This is a genomic window from Hydrogenophaga sp. PBL-H3 (assembly GCF_010104355.1).
In the GTDB taxonomy this organism is placed as follows: Bacteria; Pseudomonadota; Gammaproteobacteria; order Burkholderiales; family Burkholderiaceae_C; genus Hydrogenophaga.
In genome coordinates this window covers 2,469,776-2,491,597 of record NZ_CP044972.1, presented here as the reverse complement: position 1 = coordinate 2,491,597, position 21,822 = coordinate 2,469,776, and the positions used below count along the sequence as shown (strand labels likewise).

Here is a 21,822-nt window from a genome sequence, read left to right as displayed (position 1 = left end):
AGTGGTGCCGGCGTCAGCGCCACCAACCTCATCACCCAGCACATCAAGGCCTTCATCGACGGCGACGACAACAACGCCAACGCCACGGTGACCGGCATCCACGCCGACAGCATCGCCATCGATGCCTTCGACAGCTCGGTGATCCTGGCCGATGCGGCGGCCGCTTCGTTGGCGGCCTCGTTCGCTGGCGTGGCCGGCATCTCCTTGTCCATCGGCGTATCACTGGCCCGCAACGAGATCCGCAACGTGGTGGAGGCGGGCATGCGCAACGCCCGCCAGGTGGTCTCGCGCGAGGGCGACGTGACCATCCACGCCGGCACCATTGAAGACCCGAGCGGCTTCCCCAGCCAGTACGACGCCAGCGGCGTGGTGGCGCTCAAGGCGGGCGACACCGTCAACAGCGGTGGCGTGGTCTACCGCTTCCGTGGTGAAGACCAGCCATACGCCCCCGACTTCCTGTCCACCGACGGCGTGCAGCAGGTGCGCCACGGCGATCTGGTGGGCGTGGCCGACGACGACAACGAGCTGACGCTCTACCGCTACAACAACACCGCGGCGACCTCCACGCCCGTGTCACTCGACTTGGGCACACAGACCTACCCGTCGTCGCGCTGGGTGCTGGTGAAGCAGCCAGCCGCCTACAACACCAACGGCGGTGAAACCGACCTCGAAACCGGCGACATCGTCGAGGTGGGGCGCGGCTACACCGTCATCCGCGGCAGCGACGAGACCGGCGTGGACCTGGTCCCCAACAAGAGCTTTGTCACCCTTGGCGAAGATTTCGAGCCCGTGGTGGGCGTGCGCGACGGCATCGAGGGCGCGACCTACCAGTACATCGGCACGGCCTTGCTGACCAGCGTCGACCTGAACGACATCGACTACACCGACACGACGCAGTGGCGCCTGGGCAAGCCGGCCGACAACGCTTTCGGCGAGGGCGGCGTGTTCTACCGCTTCAAGGGGGCCGATGTGCTCGACCTGGAGCTGGGCCTGCAGGACTACACCGACACCACGCGCTGGGAAATGATCACCCGCAACCTGGCGGCCGAGGACTTCAGCGACACCTCGCGCTGGACGCGCACCTCGGCCATCACCGCGTTGTCGGTGGCGGCATCGCTGGGCGTGGGCGTGGGTGGCGTGGCCGGTATTGCGGTGAGCGGCGCGGGCGCCGAGGCGACCAACGTCATCCTCACCCACACCAACGCCTTCATCGAGAGCAGCAATCTGCAGGCCCTGCAGGGCGACGTGGACCTGGACGCGAGCAACACCGCCAGCATCGACGCCATCGTCATTTCGGCCTCGGCCGCGATCGGTGCCGGTGGCGTGGCCGGGGTGGGCGCCTCCATCGGTGTGGCGGTGGCGCGCAACTACATCGGCTGGGACACCAGCGTCTCCAGCGGCCTGGCGGCCGAGGTGGACTTCTCCACCGGCGACGCCAGCCGCGACCGCTTCTCCGGATCGAATCCGCTGGAAACCGGCGACCTGGTGCGGGTGGACTCGGGTGCCCGCGCTGGCGACGTGTACCGCTACCTCGGCAGCACCGTCGACCCGCGCTTCACCAGCAGCCAGGGCACGGTCTCGGTCAGCGAAAACGACCTCGTCGAGGTGTCATCGGGCTACACGCACGACACCGATGACGACGGCACCACGCCCAACGGCAAGGTCGGTGGCCTGTACAAGTACGTGGGCTCCGACAGCGCCAGCCTCAACCTGTCCACGCAGGACTACCTCGACGGCGACCACTGGCAGTACGTGGGCTCCACCCGCCTGGCGGAGCAGGACTACGGCAACGAAGACCTCTGGCAGCAGGCCAACCTGGGCAACGCCCGGGCCCAGACCCGCGCCTACGTGGACGACAGCAGCATCACGGCAGGCGGAGCGCTCACCCAGACCGCGATCGCCGATGCCACCATCAACGCCATCGTCTTCGCCGGATCGGCAGCCATCACCGGCGGCGGTGTGGCCGGCGTGGGTGCCAGCGGGGCTGGTGTCTATGCGGCCAACCGCATCGCCAACGACGTGGGCGCCTTCATCAGAGGTGACGGCAGCACGGGCATCGACGTGGGCAGCGTGGCGCTGCTCGCCCAGGACAGCTCACGCATCAACGCACTGGCGGGCGCTGCCTCGGTGGCAGCGTCCTTTGCCGGCGTGGCCGCCGTCTCGGTGTCCCTGGGCGTGGCCGTGGCCAGCAACACCGTGACCAACCAGGTGCACGCTTTCATCGAAGACGCCGATCAGGGTCTGATCGCACGCAAGGGCGAGGTGAGCATCGAGGCCCACGAACTGGCCCGGGTTGATGCCATCGTGGTCGCCGCCTCGGTGGCCATTGCCGGTGGTTTTGTGGGTGTGGCCATTGGCGGTGCCGGTGCCGTGGCCGACAACATCATCTCCAACGACGTGCAGAGCTACATCGACGGCAGCGTCGTCACGACCCAGGCACCGCAGGACCACACCTCCGACCAGTTGCTGACTTCACTGGTCACCGGCAAGCGCGTGCTGGTGGTCGATGGTGCCACCGGCCTGCTGGGCACGGGCACGGTGGGCTCGGTGTACGAATACATCGGTGCCACCCGTGGCTCGGCCACCGAACCGGTGGGCCTGCGCGGCGAGAACTACGCCAACACGTCGCTGTGGAGAAAACTCACGATCCCCAGCAAGGACGTGACCGTGGAAGCCACCAACGACGCGGCCATCAAGTCCCTCACCGGCGCCATTGCCGGTGCGGTGTCGGGCGGCTTCGTGGCGGTGTCGGGCGCGGTGGGTCTCACGCTGGCCGACAACTTCATCGGCGACCACAGCATCGAGGTGTTCGACGTCGCTTCCGGCTCGTTCAGGTCGGTCAACACATCGAACACGGCCAAGGCCCGCATCGAGGACTCCACGGTGCATGCCGCGGGCGATGTGCGGGTGCTGGCCGACTCCACCGAACGCATCGAGGGCGATGCCTTTGCCGGCTCGGTGGCAATCGCCATCGGCATTGGTGGCGCGGTGGCCGGTGCCGGTGTGCAGATACGGAACACCTTCGGTACCGACACGCACGCTTCGGTCATCGACAGCGAACTGGTGGCGACCGGCAACATCGACGTCCTGGCCACGTCGGACAGCGAGATGGCGCGCTCGGCGGCCGTGGGCGTGGCGCTCTCGGGCAGCCTGGTGGGCTTGTCGGTCGCGGTCTCGCTGGCCGAGAACACGATTGCCAACGACGTGCGAGCCTGGATCGAGGGGGACGCCGAACACATCGTGCTGGCCACCGGCGACATCACGGTGGATGCCGACGCCACGGCGCGCATCGCCGATGTCGAGGCGGTCACCGTGTCGGTCTCGATCGGTCTGGTGGCGGTCAGCGGCGGCGGCCTGCGCATGGACAACACCATCGACAACACGGTGGTGGCGTCGATGACGGGTGGCATGAACGTGATGGCGCTGGGCGATGTGGAAGTGTCGGCGGCCGACCATGCCTACCTGGAGGGCGACGCCACCAACGTGACGCTGGCCATCGGCCTGGGCGCCGCCATCGGCGTGTCGGACGTGCTCAACGCGATCACCAGCGATGTCTCGGCCAGCGTGATGGGTGCCAGCAGCACCGACCGCCTGGACCTCTGGGCCGACAATCTCAGCGTGTCTGCGCTGGCCGATGCCGACATCGACCGGACCAAGACGGTGGGTGTGGCGGCCTCGCTGCTGGGGGTGGCCGTCAACCTGGCTGAAGCCAAGGTGTCCACCAGCGCCTCGGCCCTGGTCGGCCAGGCCAACGTGAGCGTGGCCAATGACCTGGTCATCTCGGCCAGCGGGGTCAACCAGGCCGATGCATCGGCCGTGGGCGGCGCGTTCGGTGCCATTGCCGCAGGCGCCATGGTGTCGGCGGTGCGCATCGGCGGTGACCACGCGGTGGACGTGAGCGCCGGCGTGGGCGACCACACCCGCATCGAGGCGGGCGGTGTGACCATCGGCTCTGCCGCCAGCAACATCCTGACCAGCCATTCGCAGGCCGCCGCCGGCGGCCTGATCGCCGGTGCCGGCGCCGACACGACCATCACCAACGACACCGTGTCGCTGGCGCGGATCGGCGAGAACGTGGCCATCACCAGCGGCAGCCTGGTGGTCACCTCCACCCATGGCCAGACCTTCAACGCCACCGCCGATGCGATTTCCTTCGGCCTGGCGTTCGGCGCCGGTGCGGCCATCACCAACACCATGAACACCCGGGCCGATATCGACATCGGCGTGGGCAGTGGCGCCGCCACCAACCTCACGGCGGACTCGATCTTCATCAAGGCGGTCAACGCCTTCCAGAAACCCGCCCTGGACGACGGCGACTACAACCTCAACTCAGGCTCGGCCGGTGCCTTCGGCCTGACCATCCTCAAGAGCAGCACCATCCTCAACTCGGATGCGGTGATCGACATCGGCGCCGGCACGTCCCTCACGGCCCTGGGCAGCAACGACCAGCGCGGGCAGATCGAGATCGAGGCGGCCAACACCGGCGCAGCCTTCGACAAGCTGCGCCTGGAAAGCGTCACGGGCTTCTCGCTGGCCATCGGCCTGTCGGAGATCCGCTTCGACGGCGACGCCGAGGTGAACGTCACCGGCGCGACGATCGAGAACAAGACCGGCGACGTGGTGATGGCCACCAGCAGCAACGTCCAGGTGCGGCCCAGCGCCAACCTGTTCGTGGGCTCGGCCTTTGCCAGCGCGGTGGGCGTGAACGTGACCAGCATCAACACCGCCGACAACCGCGTGACGGTGACCGACAGCACGATCAAGGCCAGCGATGTCAACCTCACCGCCGGGCGCAACACAGACGGCATCTCCAACCAGCTGTTCACCTCGGCCAACGCCGAGATCCTCACGATCTCGCTGTTCCCGTCGATCGTCGTGCCGATCGTCGATGCCGACATCAACGAGACCAACCAGGTCAATGTGCGCGGCACCACCCGCATCCAGACACTGCAGGACGTGATCCTGTCGGCCAACAAGGGCATTGGCCAGGTGCGGGCCGACACCAGTGGTCTGGCCCTGTCGCTGTCATTGATTCCCTTCGGCTTCCCGGTGCCCGATGGCGCCGACGACCGCAGCGTCAACGAGGTCAACATCGACGCGACCGCGCTGATCGAAGCCGGCCTGAACAACAAGACGGTGGTGCGCGCGTTGCCGGTCACGATCAACGGCCTGGAGCGCACCGACTTGCTGGGCAACCCGATCATCGCGCGCCTGAACAGCACCAGCGACGTGGCCGGTGTGGGCCGGCGCCTGAGCGACGCCGAACTGGCGCTGCTCACCCCGGCGCTGCCGGCCGGCCTGAAGTACGAGTACGCGTGGCTGGACGTCAGCGAGATCGCCTTCCGCCTGACCCAGAGCAGCTTCATCCAGGTGGCCGCGGGAGCCAACCAGGGCGGCGAGGTCGGTGCCTATTACCGCTTCCGTCCGGCGGTGGGTGCCGATGGCATCGACATCGTGCTGGAGAACGAGAACTACGCCGACACGTTGCGCTGGGAAAAGATCACCCGCGCGCTGTCCAGCGACGAACTCAACCGCACCTATGGCAGCGACGCCACCGCCGCCTTGCGCGAATCGGCCCAGGGCAAGTTCTATGTGATCAAGCCAGTGGAGCTGGCCAAGCCCACAGTGACCTACGCCAACGTGGGCAACCTGCTGCTGAGTCAGCGCGAGGAACTGGTGTCGTGGATCACCAACCACCGTGGTGACGCGGAGGCGCTGGCACGCTACCAGGTGCAGCTCGATGCGATCGACGAGACGCTGGAAAAGCTGGGTCTGGCCGACTACATCACCCCGGTGGCCACCAATGCCGTGGTGTTCGACGTGGCTGGCGCGAAACGCTACCAGCACACCACCATGGCCGCCGGCTACGTGCTCACCTCCGAAGATTTCAGCGACACCAGCCGCTGGACCTTGCTCGGCGGTACCACGGCCCAGGCCGGAGACATCCTCAGCACCACCACGGTGGGCACGCGCGTGGTCCAGCGCGAACTCGATTCGCTGTTCCTCAACATCCCCGACATCTACGCCGCGCCGGGCTCTATCTACATCGAGCGCGATGCGCTCGACGATGCCGAAGAAGTGCTGGCCAGGGATGTCTACCAGGACCTGGTGGATACCGGGCGGCTGATCGCGCGCTCCGGGGCGTCGATCGATGTCTTCAACGCCACCCCGTTCACCACCGTCTTCGGCGACGCGATCATCCGCGACAACAAGCGGGTGCAGGTGGTTGATGGCGTGTACACGGTGTTCGAGCCCGGCAACGCCTGGCTCAACACCTACAAGCTGACCAACAACCAGGACACGACCCCGCCGCAGATCCGCATCGTGCAGGACGCGTTCCCGATCGCGGCCTACGGCTTCGACGCCAACCTGGCGCGCGCGCTGGGCGGCCTGGACCAGGACATGTACCTGGCCGGTGACGTGATCAACGAAAACGGTGGCCTGGTGGTGACCAACTTCGAGGGCAGCATCATCGTCTCGGGCACGCTGCGCGCCGAAACGGTGTCGATCACCGCCTTCCGCGATTTCTCGCTCAACAGCGAGGGCTGGTTCCACACCAACAAGGACCCCCGCCAGTACATCAACTACGACGCCATGCGCGCCCTGGCCCAGCAATCGGCGGGCATCAACGCGCTGGCCGATCTCCTGGCCTCCCTGGGCTTCAACCTCAGCGGCCTGTCAACCGACTACGACAACGCCACGGCCACGCCCGATATCCCGTCGTCGGCCGTGCCGGGCCTGACCGCCGCCATCAACGCCGACAACTCGCGCATCCTCGCGCAGGGCAAGATCACCATCACCGCGCGTTTCCTCAACATCAACGGGCTGGTGCAGAGCGGCGTTGACACGATCGAGCTGGACATCGATGCCGGCTTCAACCCGGGCAACCGCACGGTCAACTTCACCGACGACGACGGCATCGTGCTGCCGGGCATCCACTTCGGCGGCGACGTGCCGGTGGACGGCTACTTCGACGCCAGCCGCCGGGCCATCGTGCTGGAAGAGATTTCGCCGCAGGGTGGCGAGATCGTGGTGGCGGGCCAGATCCTGAGCACGGGCCACGGCATGCTGCGCGTGGCCAACGGCTACACCAATGTGCTGATCAACAACCGCAGCGGCTACGACCTGATCCTGGACCGCATCGACACCACGACCGACCGCAAGGGCAAGATCACCATCGTCGACACGGCCCGCCTGACCAAGGATGTGTACGAGGTGTCGGCCGGCCGGGTGGTGCACACGCCCTACCAGGGCGTCGTGGCCACGCAGCCGGTCAGTGCCGACGGGGTGGTCTCGGCCATCGTGTACACGGCACTGCCCACCGTCAACGAAGGGACCGTGGGCGCCGGCATCGAGGCGACCTACATGCCCCGCGAGGGCCTGCACTACGTCTGGTCGGAAGGCCAGTCGCTGCAGCGCACGATCATCACCAAGTACGAGCAGAAGAGCTTCAACCTGCTCGGCGACAACGCGCTGGCCGACTGGCTGGTGGGCGACACCAGCTGGGTCAGCCGCGACACCTTCTACACCGACAAGCAGCCGTTGCTGGAATCCGAGACGCTTGAGCTCGAAGGAACGAGTGGCCTGCCGGCGTATGCCGACGAGAGCGCTTACACCATCCGCTACGTGCAGGTGAGCGAAGGCGAGCTTGACGCAACGAAGAACGTGACCAAGGTGTTCGTGGGTGGCGACATCCGCTACGGCACGGGAGGCACCTGGTACAAGTACATCGGCGAGAACGCGCTGCTGTACCTGCCCACGCAGACCTACACCGACACCAACCTGTGGGCGCCGCTGACCGAGGCCGAGCTGGCGCAGATCCAGCTGGGTGACTCGAACGACGAGGACGACATCGCCGTCCTCAACCGCACGCTCAACCAGTATTACCAGGGCTACATCAACTACTCGGTCGATGCCGAGGTGTGGACCGAGGGTGGCGGCTGGTTGCGCTACAAGACTGTGCACACCGAGATCACCGAGATCGCCGGCCTCAAGGACATCTACACCCACACGCTCAAGGCGGATTACCCGATCAGCCTGGACTTCCTGCAGGGCCCGACCTCGCCCTACATCAACGTCCAGACCCAGGGCAACCTGTACCTCAACGGCGACATCGAGTCGCCGGTGCATGGTGCGATCAACCTGCGCTCCTTCACCGGATCGATCATCGGCGCAGAAGGCATTGCCATTTACGGCGCAACACCCGAGGTGCACGCCGGCCAGGGCGTCGAGGACATCATCCGGCTCAACATCGAAGGCAACAAGCTGCCGGTGGACACGCCGCACAAGCAGGGCATGAACGAGCTCACCCTGCGGCGCGGCGACTTCGTCGAACGCGCCGACGGGCTCTACCAGTTCACCGGCAACGGCGCGGTGCTGCAGAGCAATGGCACCACCGTGCAGGTGGGCCGCAACGCCGTGACGCTGCTCATGAGCCAGCAGGACCTGAGCGACCAGCGCAACTGGCTCAAGGTGGCCGACAAGGGCCTGATCGCCACCGCGGGTGGTGACATCACGGTCAACGCGGTGTCGCTGAACAACATCAGCAGCCGCTTCAAGATCGCGGAAATCAATTCCAGCAAGGGCGACGTGCTGGTCAATGCCCGCAACGGCATCTACGCGGCCTCGGCCGCGGCGCAGATCACCGGCGAACACGTGGAGCTCGATGCCGCCGACGGGTACATCGGCAGCAGCACGCTGATGCTGCGCGTGAACAGCGACATCGACGGCGTGGCCGCCACCGGTGGCCTGTCGGCGCGCGCGCAGGGCGACATTTTCATCACCGAGGACAACGCCGCGCGCAACGCCGGCAACCTCAAGCTGGTCAAGGCCGTGAGCTGGACCAGCACCGCTTCGGTGGCCTCCACGGGTGGCAACGTGCACCTGCAGACCGGCAACGGCACCATCCTGGACGGCATGGTCGAGCTGTTCCGACCGGGCGAGGCCGGCACCACGCTGACGCGCGACATGCTTTCAGAGCAGATGAAGCTCGATCTCGACGCGGGTCTGTTCTCGCTCGACGCCGCCAGTTTCGCGGTGTCCCCAGGCCTGATGCGTTACCTGTTCCCGCAGACCGAATTCCTCGGGCAGACGCCCGCCATCAACGCCGACGAGGACCCGAACATCGTCGGTGTCAACGTGACGCTGGTGGCCGGTGGCCTGGACGGCGGCGTGGGCCGCGCCTCGGGGCGCCAGTCGATTGACCTCTCAGGCAACTGGTCTGATCTGAGCGACGCTGAAAAGTCGACCCTGGCCAATGCCACGGCGGATGACGTGATCGGTGCGCAGTACGCGACCTACCGCTACGTGGGCGCAGGCGCGACCGGCGTGAACCTGGGCGACAGCGGCTTCAACTTCAACACCAGCGACTGGGTGCGCATCACGGCCGATGTGGTGTCCCGACTGGACCGCACCACGGCCGACACCGTGACGCTGACGCGCGGCCAGCGGGTGCTGGTGCAGTACTCGGCGGGCGAGTACGGCCTCTACACCTTCAACGGCGGTGACGACCAGGGAACGGCGGTCACGCTGAACCTGGCCACGGAAAGCTTCCAGGCGGGTGGCCGCTGGACGGAGTTGACGGCGAACCACGCCACCGACGACGTGGGTCTCAAGACCCTGAGTGCGAACCAGATCGTGCAGGACAAACGCCACATCGATGTGCTGACCCTGCAGCTGTTCGACGACGTGGACATCGAGGCGTCGGGCAACCTCTCGGTGGACGCTGGTGCCGCCGTGGTGATCGACACCACCGGCGATTTCAAGATCGACCACATCCTGGTCGACGGCGACCTGCGCATCCGGGCGGGCGGCAGCCTGTTCGACAGTGGCGACACCGCCGAGAAGGCGGCCATCAGTGTCTTTGGTGACCTGGCCATGATCGCGGGCACATCCATCGAAGGGCTGGCCAGCGACACGGCGCTGCGCCTGCAGATTGCGCCCGACAGCCTGCTCAACGTCGATGTGCGCGGCAACCTGCGCCTGGTGCAAGTGGCAGCGGACATCGAGGTCAGCGATTTCGACACGGCCGTGCTGGGCGTCAGCCGCCTGGACATCAACGACCTGATCGCGTTCCGCATCGATGCGGGTGGCGTGGCCGAGATCGAGGTGAAGGAGGGTGACCTGTACCTGGGCCGGGTGGAGGCGGGTGATGCCGTCGAACTGCGTGCCCAGAGCGACATCCTGGACTTCTACGACGACGCGGCCGACACCGTGGTCAACGTCTACACCGAGAACGCTGCGGCGGATGTGTTCCTCTACACAGCGACCGGCAACGTCGGCACCGCCACCAACTTCGTCGACGTCCAGATCCTGCAGGCCGACCTGAATGGCGACGTGGCGCGCGACAGCTTCGTCAACAGCGTGATCGACCTCAACGTGGGCGAGTACACCTCGCGCGACGGCAACGTGACCCTGACCGTGGCCGGTCAGGCCAACATCGGCCTGATCACCGCGCTGGGCAACGAAACAGCCGATCCCGCCACTTCGCTGGGCGACGGACTGGTGACCATCCGCGCCACCGGCTCCATCGTGGACCGGCGCGACGACGATCTCGCCAACATCGTTGCAACCGGTGCGATCCTGGTGGCTGGCGATGATGTGGGCAGTCATGACAATCTCTTCGACACCCGCATCGCCCGCCTTGAGGCCCAGGTGACCAGCGGTGGCATCTGGCTGCGCAACACCGGTGATCTGGTGGTCGGCGACATCAGCACGCTGGCGGGCATCCAGGCCCGGAACACGGTGCACCTGGAGGTGCTGGGCACGCTCACCGTGAACGAGGCGATCGACACCGAAGATGGACCCGTGTGGCTGAAGGCCAGCCAGGACATCACCGTCAACGCCGGCATCACCAGCGGCGGGGGAGCCGTGTCACTGCTGGCCAACCGCAGCATCTTCTTCACCGAGCGCGGTTACATCGACACCGAAACAGGCGCCAGCCTGGTCACCTTGAGCGCCGATGAAGACTTCAACGGCACCGGCGGCATCACCATGGCCGACCGCTCGTATGTGGACGCCACCGACGGCAACATCGATGTGCGTTCCGCGCGGGACATCCTCCTGTCCCACCTGCGCACCAGCACCAACGTGGTGGTGGTGTCGCGCCTGGGCGCCATCCTGGACAACGGCGACAGCGACCTGGAGATCCAGGCCCGCACGGCGCAGTTGATCTCGCAGGGCGACATCGGCCGCGATGCCAACGAACTGGAGGTGGATGTCGCCTTCCTGGAAGGCAGCAGCACCGCTGGCGGCATCTTCATCGACGACGAGTCCGGTGTCGTGCTCGGCATCATCGGCCTGGTCGGCGCGCCCGCATCGTTCAACGCCTTGCTCAACGGCTTGCGTGCCCGCAACGACATCCGCGTGACCAGCACCGGCTTCATGCGGGTGCGGGAGGACGTGGAGTCCACCCACGCCACGGTCGAGCTGCACGCCATCGACTCGGCGGCCATGACGCTGCTGCCCTGGATCGCCAGTGGCCCGGGCATCACCTCAGCCGGCAACGACGGCAGCAACGCCGACGAAGACCTGATCCTGGAGAACGCTGCCGACATCAAGGGCGCAACCCGCGTGACCCTGCTGGCCGGCGACGACATGCTGATCGGTGCCGGCTCGATCGTCACCACCGACGCCGACGGCGTGACCGATGTGAACGACACCGTGGTGCTGCGCATCGACCACGGCGACGCCGACAACGCGGCTGGCTCGGACGCCAACGGCAACGCCTTCAACACCGGCGCACGCCTGGACCTCCTGGGCAGCGTGGCCACCACCCGTCTGCTGGTGACCGGTGCGGCCGACGACGACTTCTTCTACTTCAACCCGCAGGCGCTCAGCGGCCACGTGCAGGTGCTGGGCAACCTGGACGGTGCAGCGCGCGACACCGACTTGTTCGTGCTCGACCACCTGCCGACGCTGGCCAGCACACACGATCGCCCGGACCACGACCCGGTGTCGGGACTGGCGGCCGTGCTCGACACGATCGACCTCGACGGCCGGGGTGGCACCGATCACTACGTGGTCAACGTGTCCGACGCTGGCGCGGCTTACCTGGTGAACGTGAAGGACAGCGGCGGGCCTGCCGATGGCGCCGACACGCTGCGCATCCATGCCCTGAACGTGGTGGGCACCGGTGCCTTCGACTGGGACCACCCCCAGCAGGGCAGCACCGATCCGGCACGCAACGACGTGTTCCTGCTGCGCCAGAATTTTGTGGCCCACCTCACGCCCGTGGGCGGCGGGGCGTTTGGCCCGTCGGTGCAGCGCATCAACTACGACGGCAGCATCAATGGCCGTCTGCTGGTCAGTGGTGGCGCCGGTGACGACGCGTTCTACGTGGACGACAACAGCGCCATCACCACGCTGGACGGTGGCCTGGGCAAGGACCTGTTCCAGATCGGCCAGGTGTTCGGCAGCAACCCCAACGGGCACGTCTACGCCAACGGCGCGGTCGATGCGCGCGAGGTGGCCACCGACACGCAGAACATCGATCTCACCGCCGATGGCGACGACATCGAGCTGCTGCAGATCACCCGCGGCTGGCTCAGCCAGGGCATCACACATGCGCTCACTGCGTTTGGCGGCGAGGGCGGCGACACCTTCAACGTCTACAGCAACAAGGCGGTGCTGCGCATGGAGGGCGAGTCGGGCAACGATGTGTTCGTCATCAGGGCCTTCATTGCCGAGGACGACATCATTGCCGAGGGTGGCAACGACGACGACCAGTTCGAATACAACATCAACGCGCCGGTCAGCATCAACGGTGGCCTGGGTTTTGACACCGTGGTGGTGATCGGCACCGAGCGTGCGGATGCCTTCATCATCACGTCCGAGGGCATCTTCGGCGCCGGTCTGAACGTCAAGGTGGACGGGGTCGAGGAGTCGATCGAGGTGGACGGCCTGGAAGGTGACGATTACTTCTATGTCCTGAGCACACGCAACGACGTGGTGACCACCGTGATCGGTGGCCTGGGCAGCGACAGCTTCATCATCACGGGCGACGTGACGCGCGACGTGGTGAGCCAGAACCTCGAGGGGCTCAGCGGCGTGGTGAACCACGGCGCCCAGAGCAGCGGCGACAGCGCCTACGACAAGCTGCTGGTGGACGGCATTGCGGTGACGGTGGCCACCCAGAACCAGGGCAAGGTCATCATCAACCAGGACCTGGACGCCACCTCGCCCGGCTTCACCCGCGTGACCGAGGACAGCGGTGACCAGGATGGTTACTGGATGTCACTGCTGCGCCCACTCGGCCTGCACGGCAGCACCGTGGCCTACATGACGGTGTCGGCCGCCAGTGCCTCCAGCTACGACCGCCGCCTGCCCACGCGCAGCGGCGCACCGCACGCCGACGAGGCGGAATCGGTGCTGATCTCCATTGACGGAGGTGTCACCTGGCAGGCCTCGGCCGTGCTGACCTTCACCGCCGACACCTGGGACGTGGCCCAGCGCGTGCTGGTGAAGGCCGCGCACGACGACGCCATCGAAGGCGAGCGCAAGGTCATGATCAGCCACAGCCTGCGGGTGGACATCGATCCCGCAGCCGACGCGGCTGCCCGGGCCGTCGCAGCGTCCTACAACGGGATCGCCATCGCCAACGTCGAGGTTCAGGTGCTGGACGACGACCGGGGCACGTTGCTGATCGAACAGTTGGGCGCAGGCGGTGCGGTGGACAACCGCACCACCGTGCTGGAAGGTGGGCCGGTGTTCGACAGCGCCGGCATGCTGGTGGGCAACAGCGCCATCGACGATGTGTACCGTGTGCGCCTGTCGGTGGCGCCCACCGCCGACGTGCGCGTCGACCTGGGCTTCGATGCCACGCAACTGGCCGTGTTCAATGCGGCGGGTCAGCAGATCAGCTTCCTGAACTTCAACAGCAGCAACTGGAACGACTGGGTCACGCTGACCGTCAAGGCGGTCAACACCGACACGCCGCTGAACGGCCGAGAGAACGCGCAGACCGAGACCATCACGCACCGCTTCACCTCGACCGACCTCGTGTTTGGCGGTGCGCAGGCGGTGGAGATGGACGTGCGCGTGCTCGACAACGACAGCGCCGGTGTGCTGGTGACCGAATCGAACGGCGCCACGCGCCTGGTCAAGGGCGGCGCGGGCGACGACTACACGCTGCGCCTGGTCACTGCGCCCACCGCGCCGGTGACGGTCAATGTGTTTGGCGACGGACAGACCCGCGTGGTCAGTGCCCTGCTGAACGGCACGGATCGCCTGGTGACGGCCAACGTGGGCCAGCCGGTCCACGTCATGGTGACCGTGGGCAGCAACGCCACGACCAGCGACGGCGTGCCCGTCACGCGCGACACCATCACCCGGACCGATGGCCGCAGCTGGCTCGACGACGGCTACCGCGTGGGAACCCTGTTCACGCTGGATGGCGGCACCACGCTCTACAAGGTCAACAGCGTGCTCACCGAGGTCGACGAGACCACCGGCGTCGTGCTGTCGTCGACCCTGGTGCTCACGCTGGATGGCGATGTGCCGGTGCTGGCCAGCGGCGTGACGCATGCCTTCCAGCGCGCGGCCTGCGCCGTGACCTTCACCGCCGACAACTGGTGGCAGCAGGTCACGATCGCGCTGGAGGCCGACGTGAACTATGTGGCCGATCCGGCCGACCAGTTCCTGCGCAACGAGCCCGTGCGCCAGCACCTGGTGGGTGCGATCGGTGGTCCGCTGGTCATCGAAGGCAACGTGGCCGACGGCAAGGACCGCTCGCTCAAGACGGCTGTGATGCTGCCCACGGAGCGCACGGCGCCGCCCAAAGACATCTCCGTCAACACCGACGAAGGCCAGCAGGCCGACCGCCTGCAGGTGTTCAACGACTCCAGCACCGCCGACGACACCGGCTGGATGTCCGCGGTGGATGCCGGCACGATCGCGCAGCTGGCCGACATCATCCGGCTCAGCGACAACGCCATCAACCTCTCGGGTCTGGGCATGCGCCCGGTGAGCAACGCCAGCCCGGCTTCCAGCCCGCTGGCAGTGGACATCAGCGAGAACCAGGACGGCACCGGCATCATCCACGTGCCCGGTGGCATCACCTTTGACGACATCGAGATCACCGAGGTCCTGCTGGGCCAGGGCAACGACCGCTTCAACATCAGCGCGACCAGCCGCGGCACGCCCGGCGCGCAGGACAAGGTGGTCACGGTGGTGCACGGCGGCGGCAACGCGATGCTGGCCGGTGGCGTCATCGGTGGCGACCACATCGTGGTCACCGGCAACGCTGGCGGCGCGGCGTCGCCGTTGGTGGTCTTTGGCGACACCTCGCAGGACGGCAGCCGGTACGACGCGCGTCCCGACCTGGGTCTCTTCACCGGCAATGCCACCTTCTTCGGCCTGCACGGCAACGACGTGATCGATGCCAGCGGCTCCCTGCTGGGCCTGACCATCTACGGTGGCCGAGGCAATGACACCATCACGGGCAGCCAGGGCGACGACCAGCTGGCCGGTGGTTCGGGCGACGACACCATCCGCGCCGAGCGCGGCAACGACCACGTCTATGGAGACTCGGGCTTCAACATCGACATCTCCGTGACCAAGCTCGCCGGCTCCGATGCGGCCATCGTGCCGCGGCTGCTGAGCGTGCCCACGGTCAACACCAGCCCCTTGCTCACGGCGGACGCGGTCATCGTGCCGGTGGCTGGCGTGGCGCGCACCACCTCGACCATCCTGGCCGGCGAGGACCGCCTGTACGGCGGCCTGGGTGACGACATCGTCTTCGGCGATCACGGCGACATCCGCCAGGCCGATGGCGGGCGCATGCGTCTGGTGAGCAATGCCGGCGTGGTCTACGTCGGCACGGTGGAGGCCGCCAACGGACGCAACGACGTGATCGAGGGCAACGAAGGCCACGACCTGCTGCTGGCCGGCAACGGTGCCGACGCGGTGGACGGCGGGACTGGCCGCGACCTGATCTTCGGCGACCTGGGCCTGATCGACTTCGTGGTGGCCGATGGGCAGGCCGATGACATCGACCGCATCGAGAGCACCGACTTTGGTGTGGGCGGCAACGACCAGATCCTGGGTGGTGCCGACTCCGACATCATTCTGGGCGGCTTCGGCGCTGACTTGATCGACGCGGGCGAGGGCGACAACAACATCGTCTTCGGCGACCACGGTCGCATCCGCTCGGCGCGGGACAGTGGTTCCGAGGACCTGGTCAACCCGCTCGACGGCCACCCGATTTCGCTGGGCCGCATCGAGACCATTGCACCCGCAGTCGGCGACGCCGACGTGATCACGGCGGGCGCGGGGCGCGACTTTGTGCTCGGTGGCGCCGGTGCCGACCGCATCGAGACCCGGGCGGGCCGCGACCTGGTCTTTGGCGACCATGGCTTCATCGACTTCGTGCTGGCCGATGGGCAGGCCGACGACATCGACCGCATCGAGAGCACCGACTTCGGTGTGGGCGGTAACGACCAGATCCTGGGTGGTGCCGACTCCGACATCGTTCTGGGCGGCTTCGGCGCTGACTTGATCGACGCCGGACAGGGCGACAACAATATCGTCTTCGGCGACCACGGCCGCATCCGCTCGGCGCAGGACAACGGTGGCATCGACCTGGTGGCGCGGCTGGACAGCCACCCGATCTCGCTGGGCCGCATCGAAACCATCGCGCCAGCCGTGGGCGGCAACGACGTGATCATCACCGGCACGGGGCGCGACATCGTGCTGGCCGGTCTGGGCAACGACGATGTGTTTGCCTATGGCGCGGTGCAGACCGGCGGCGTGTGGGTGGCCGCATCGGCCTCGGTGGCCGCGCTCGATCGCAACAACCTCGTGCTGGCCGACCTGGGCTTCATCGACTACCGCAGCACCACCGACCTGGCCGACGACGCACGCGACATCGACACGATCCGCTCCACAGACCTCGGCCTGGGCGGCAACGACCGCGTGTTCGTGGGCGACGACAACGACATCGTCATCGGCGGCTCGGGCTCCGACCAGATTACCGACGGTGAAGGCTCGGCCATCCTGATCGCCGACAACGGCCTGATCACCTCGCTCGACGGCTACGACCCGCTGGCACCGTTCTCCGCGCACCCGCTGCTGCTGGGTTGCATCGAGACCCTCTACTCCTCGGCCGATGGTGGCGACACCATCATCTCGGGCAACGAGGGCAGCCTGATCTTCGGCGGCTCTGGCGAGGACGTGATTTTTGCCGGTGGCGGCGACGATCTGGTGTTCGGCGAGTACGGCGAGGTCTGCGCTGGCGAAGAGATCGAGAACGACTGCCTGCCGTTCCGCTTCCGCGACGCCAACGGCAACGTGTCGGGTGGGGACTTCCACTACAAGGCCCTGGACACCCAGGTGGGCGGCAACCAGAACGATCTGATCTTCGGCCAGGGTGGCAACGACATCCTGATGGGCCAGCAGGGCGACGACGCGCTGTACGGCGGTGACGGCGACGACATCATCATTGGCGGCAGCAACGTGGCGGGTGCGCTGGATGGCAACGACCGTATCGACGGCGGCGGCGGGCACGACGCCATTGCAGGCGACAACGCCAGCATCTGCTACCGCCCCGACGCGCTGGACGTTCGCATGCGCGCGCTCGACGGCACCTTGCTCTACGGTGTCACGCCGGGCCTCAATGACGGCCAGGTGCTCATCGGTGTGAGCAATGCCGGCAACGCCATCAATCCGAACGATCCGTTTGACAACGCCATGAACGACCCCCGCCACGCCGAGCGTGTCTGGGTCAATGGCGTGCTGGTCAATCCGGGGCATGCGTCCTACCGCATCAATCTGCTCGACCACAGCGACACCACGCTGGCGGGCCGCTACGGCAACGACTACATCGCCGGCGGCGCGGGCGAGGACGAAATCTTCGGCCAGCTGGGCAATGACGTGATCCAGGGCGACGGCACCATCGGGGTGGGCAACATGGCGCACCTGGGCGCTGCCCAGCTCAGCCTGACCAGAACCGACGGCACGACCCTCGGCCTCAGTGGCTACCACCTCGTGGGTGCCAACCGGGGCACGGTGTCCTTTGATCCGGCCAGCTTCGGCTTCACCATGAATCCGCAGTCGGCGCTGCTGTACACGGCCAGCTTCGAGGGCAAGTTCGACGGTGACGATTACATCGAAGGCAACGGCGGCAACGACGTGATCTTCGGCAACCGGGGCCAGGACGATATCGTCGGCGGCAGCTCCGACCTGTTCGGCCTGACGCTCGCCTCCGACCGTCCAGACGGCAGCGACCTGCTGTTCGGCGGCGCGGGCACCGACCTGGCGCGCATCAACGACGGCGACCTGGGTGCGGGCGGCCATGCCCAAGATGCCGACACGCTGACCGGTGACAACGGCCGCATCCTGCGCATCGTCGGTGTCAACGGGGTGCAGGGCACCGCGACCGGCCTGGCCAGCTCGGGCGGTTTCCTCAACTTCAACCACGACACCTTCGGCAACGCCGCGGACAGCGACAGCACCACGTACGACCGCATCATCGTGCGCGCCGTTGGCCATCTCGACTACCACGAGGGCGGGATCGACGTCAGCGCGGCAGCGGCCCAAGATCGGGGCGGTGCCGACGAACTGCACGGCGAGTCGGGCGACGACGTGCTGTACGGCCAGAAGGGCGACGACGTGTTGTACGGCGAAGGCCAGGACGATGACCTGATCGGTGGCTACGGCAACGACTGGATCAGCGGCGGCAATGGCGCCGATGGCGTGATCGGTGACGACGGCCGCATCATGACCAGCCGCAACGCCACGCTGTATGGCGAAGCGCTGTTCGGTGTGCACGCTCTCCTGAGGGACGACGGCGACACCCGCACCTTCAACGGCAACATGATGGACGAGTGGATCGCCACGCCGGGTTCGATCCAGCAGGCGCGGGTCAACGTCGGTGGCGAGCTGAAGAAAGCCATCAACCTCACGCCGTTTACCTTCGACACCGCGTTCAACGGGCAGTGGGACGAATTCATCACCATGGACCGCAAGACGGTGGACGATCAGGGCCGCCCCGGCGCGCACAACGCCGACGACATCATCTTCGGTGGCCTGGGCGACGACTGGCTGCACGGCGGCTCGGGCGACGACGCGATCTCCGGTGGCGAGGCGCTTTGGGTGGCCTACACACAGGCGTACGACGCAACAGGGCGTCTGGTGGCGACCTTCAGCGACTACCAGCGCCCCTTCAACCCGGTGGACGTGCTGCGCTACAACCCCGAGGACGCGGACGGCTGGCATTTCGACGCCACCCGCCGCTCGGGCGAGTTCGCCCTGTACGACGAGTACGATCCGCGCCGCGCGATCCAGCTCAACGCCGATGGCACGGTCAACAAGACAGGCACGGGTCTGCCCTGGTTCCTGAGCTTCTCCACCACCGAAGGTATCTTCGTACCGGGTGGCACGCTCAACACCAACGGCCAGCAGGCCACGAGCTATCTGTCCACCTACAACGATGGCAACGACAGGATCTTCGGCGACACCGGCAACGACTGGCTGGTGGGTGGCACGGGCCGCGACAACCTGTATGGCGGCTTCGGCAACGACCTCATGAACGCCGATGACGAGCCCGCCACGGCAGAGACGCCCGACACGCAGCCCAGCTTCGAGGACCGTGCTTTCGGCGGTGCGGGACGCGACATCCTGATCGGCAACACCGGCGGCGATCGCCTGATCGACTGGGTGGGCGAGTTCAACGCCTACATCGTGCCATTCGCACCGTTCGGCATGGCCACGGTCAGCCGCACGCTGCAGCCGCAGCTGGCTGAATTCCTGTACACGCTCAGCGAGAGCGACGGTGCCGATCCGACCCGCGTTGGCGACCTGATGCTGGATGCCAGCCAGGCCTTCCGCAACGGAGAGCCGGCCGGCGAGCTGGGCCTGATCCGCCAGAAAGACTTTGCGTGGCAGAGCCAGACCGGTGCGCCCACCGATCCGCAGGCGGGCAACATCCCCGGCGGCAAGCGCGACGTGCTGCGCAGCGCCACCTTCAACGACGGCCAGATGCAGGCGCTGGCGCCCGACAGCGGCACCTGGGAAGTCAGTGGCGGCACGCTGCAGGTGAGCGCCAAGTCGAACAAGTCCGACGCGGTGGCGGTGTTCAACGTGGGTGATGCGCTGCCGTCTTACTACGAGGTCCAGGCTTCGATCAAGACGTTGAAGCCGACCCAGGGCTGGAACGCCAACAGCTACGTGATCTTTGACTACCAGAGCGCGACCGACTTCAAGTTCGCCGGCATCAACATGTCGACCAACAAACTGGAGATGGGCCACCGCACAGAAGCCGGCTGGATCGTGCTCAAGCAGGCCAGCTTCCCCGGCAGCGTCAAGGCCGACACCTGGTACAACCTCACGCTCGCCGTCAACGGCCTGAACGCCACGCTGGTGGTCAACAACACCAGTGTCTTCAGCCACACCTTTGAAGCGACGGTGATCGATGGCTGGAGCTACGGTCTGAACTGGGGTCTGGTTGGCTTCGGCTCGAACAAGGCCCGGGGCGCGCTGGACAACATCGCGGTGCAGGTTTTGCCCCCGGTGGCCACCGTCATCAAGACCGAAGACTTCAACGACGGCGTGGCTGGTGTGCTCGACAAGTCGGCTGGTGCCTTCAGTGGCAGCTGGTCGATGGTCAATGGACGGCTGGTCGCCGCGCCAGCCACCACCGGCACGACCTCGGTGCAGCTGCTGACCTGGGTGGATGTGACCCGCCTGCAAGGCAGCGCCATCCTGGACATGAACGCCACACTGCGCACCGGCGGCAGCGCCGGCATCGTGTTTGACCGCTACAGCGACACCGATTTCAAGTTCGCTTCGGTGGACGTTGCCAACCAGCGCCTGGTCATCGGTCACCGCACCGCGTCGGGCTGGACCATCGATGCCTCCATCGCCCGCACGGGCCTGTCGTCCACCGTGGACTACCAGCTCGGTGTGTCGATCAAGGGCTCGACTGTGAGCGTGACCCTGGACGGGCAGACCCTGCTGGGCCATGTTTTCAACGCGGTGGCGGTGGACGGACGCTTTGGCCTGCACGCCTCCGCGGCGGGCGCCAGCTTCGACACCATCACCTTGCGCACCAACGACGCCGCCGTCGGGCAAGCCGTGCAACTCGCCACGGCCTCCGGGGTCGATTTCCTGATGGCCGAATCCGAAGCTGTTCGAAGCACGGGCCCGACGGTCACTCAAGACCAGGCCGAGGCCTTGCTGAAGCAGGCGCTGCAACGCCTGGGCGTGGGCCTGGATGCCACGGCCATCGCCGCGCTGGGCGCGGTCACGGTGCGCATTGAAGACCTGGACGGCGCCGCGCTCGGTTACTTCGACGACGGCGTCATCGTGATCGATGTCGATGCAGCCGGCCACGGCTGGTTCATCGATCACTCACCGATGGATGACAGCGAGTTCGGCGCCGATGGACTGGCACAGAACGGGGTCGCGGCCCGACGCATGGATCTGCTGTCGGTGCTGGCGCACGAACTGGGTCACGGCCTGGGCCTGGAGCACAGCGAAGACGGCCTGATGGACGATCGACTGGCCACCGGTGAACGCTCGCTGCCAGCCATCAACACCCGGGTGCCGTCGGAGGGAGCCACGCCAGCAAGGCCATGGCTGTTGGGCGAGCTGCCGCTGGGTGTGCCGCCGCTGCCGGGTTCAAGCGCCGCGGTTGCGCCAGTGATCGACTGGGCGCCAGCGCAAGGCCTTGCGTTGCCCCAACCGGCGGCGTCCAAGGTGCCGTCCTGGGTGCGCGACTTCGTCGAGAACCTGGGCCGCCGTTCGGGCGATCTCGGCCCGAATGCCGACCTGCGGGTGCAACTTCCGGTCAGCAGCCCGCTGACGGAGGAGGTCGACCTGCTGTGA

General features: G+C 66.8%; 1 protein-coding gene (running past one end of the window). It reads left to right on the top strand.

Annotated elements, in window-relative coordinates; translation table 11 throughout:
* Positions 1-21,822 carry the 3' portion of an LEPR-XLL domain-containing protein gene (locus F9Z44_RS11515; RefSeq protein WP_159606254.1) on the top strand. Its footprint begins 14,907 nt before the window's first position, so 21,822 of the gene's 36,729 nt are visible here — the last part of the coding sequence; its start codon lies off the left edge, out of view; the stop codon is at positions 21,820-21,822.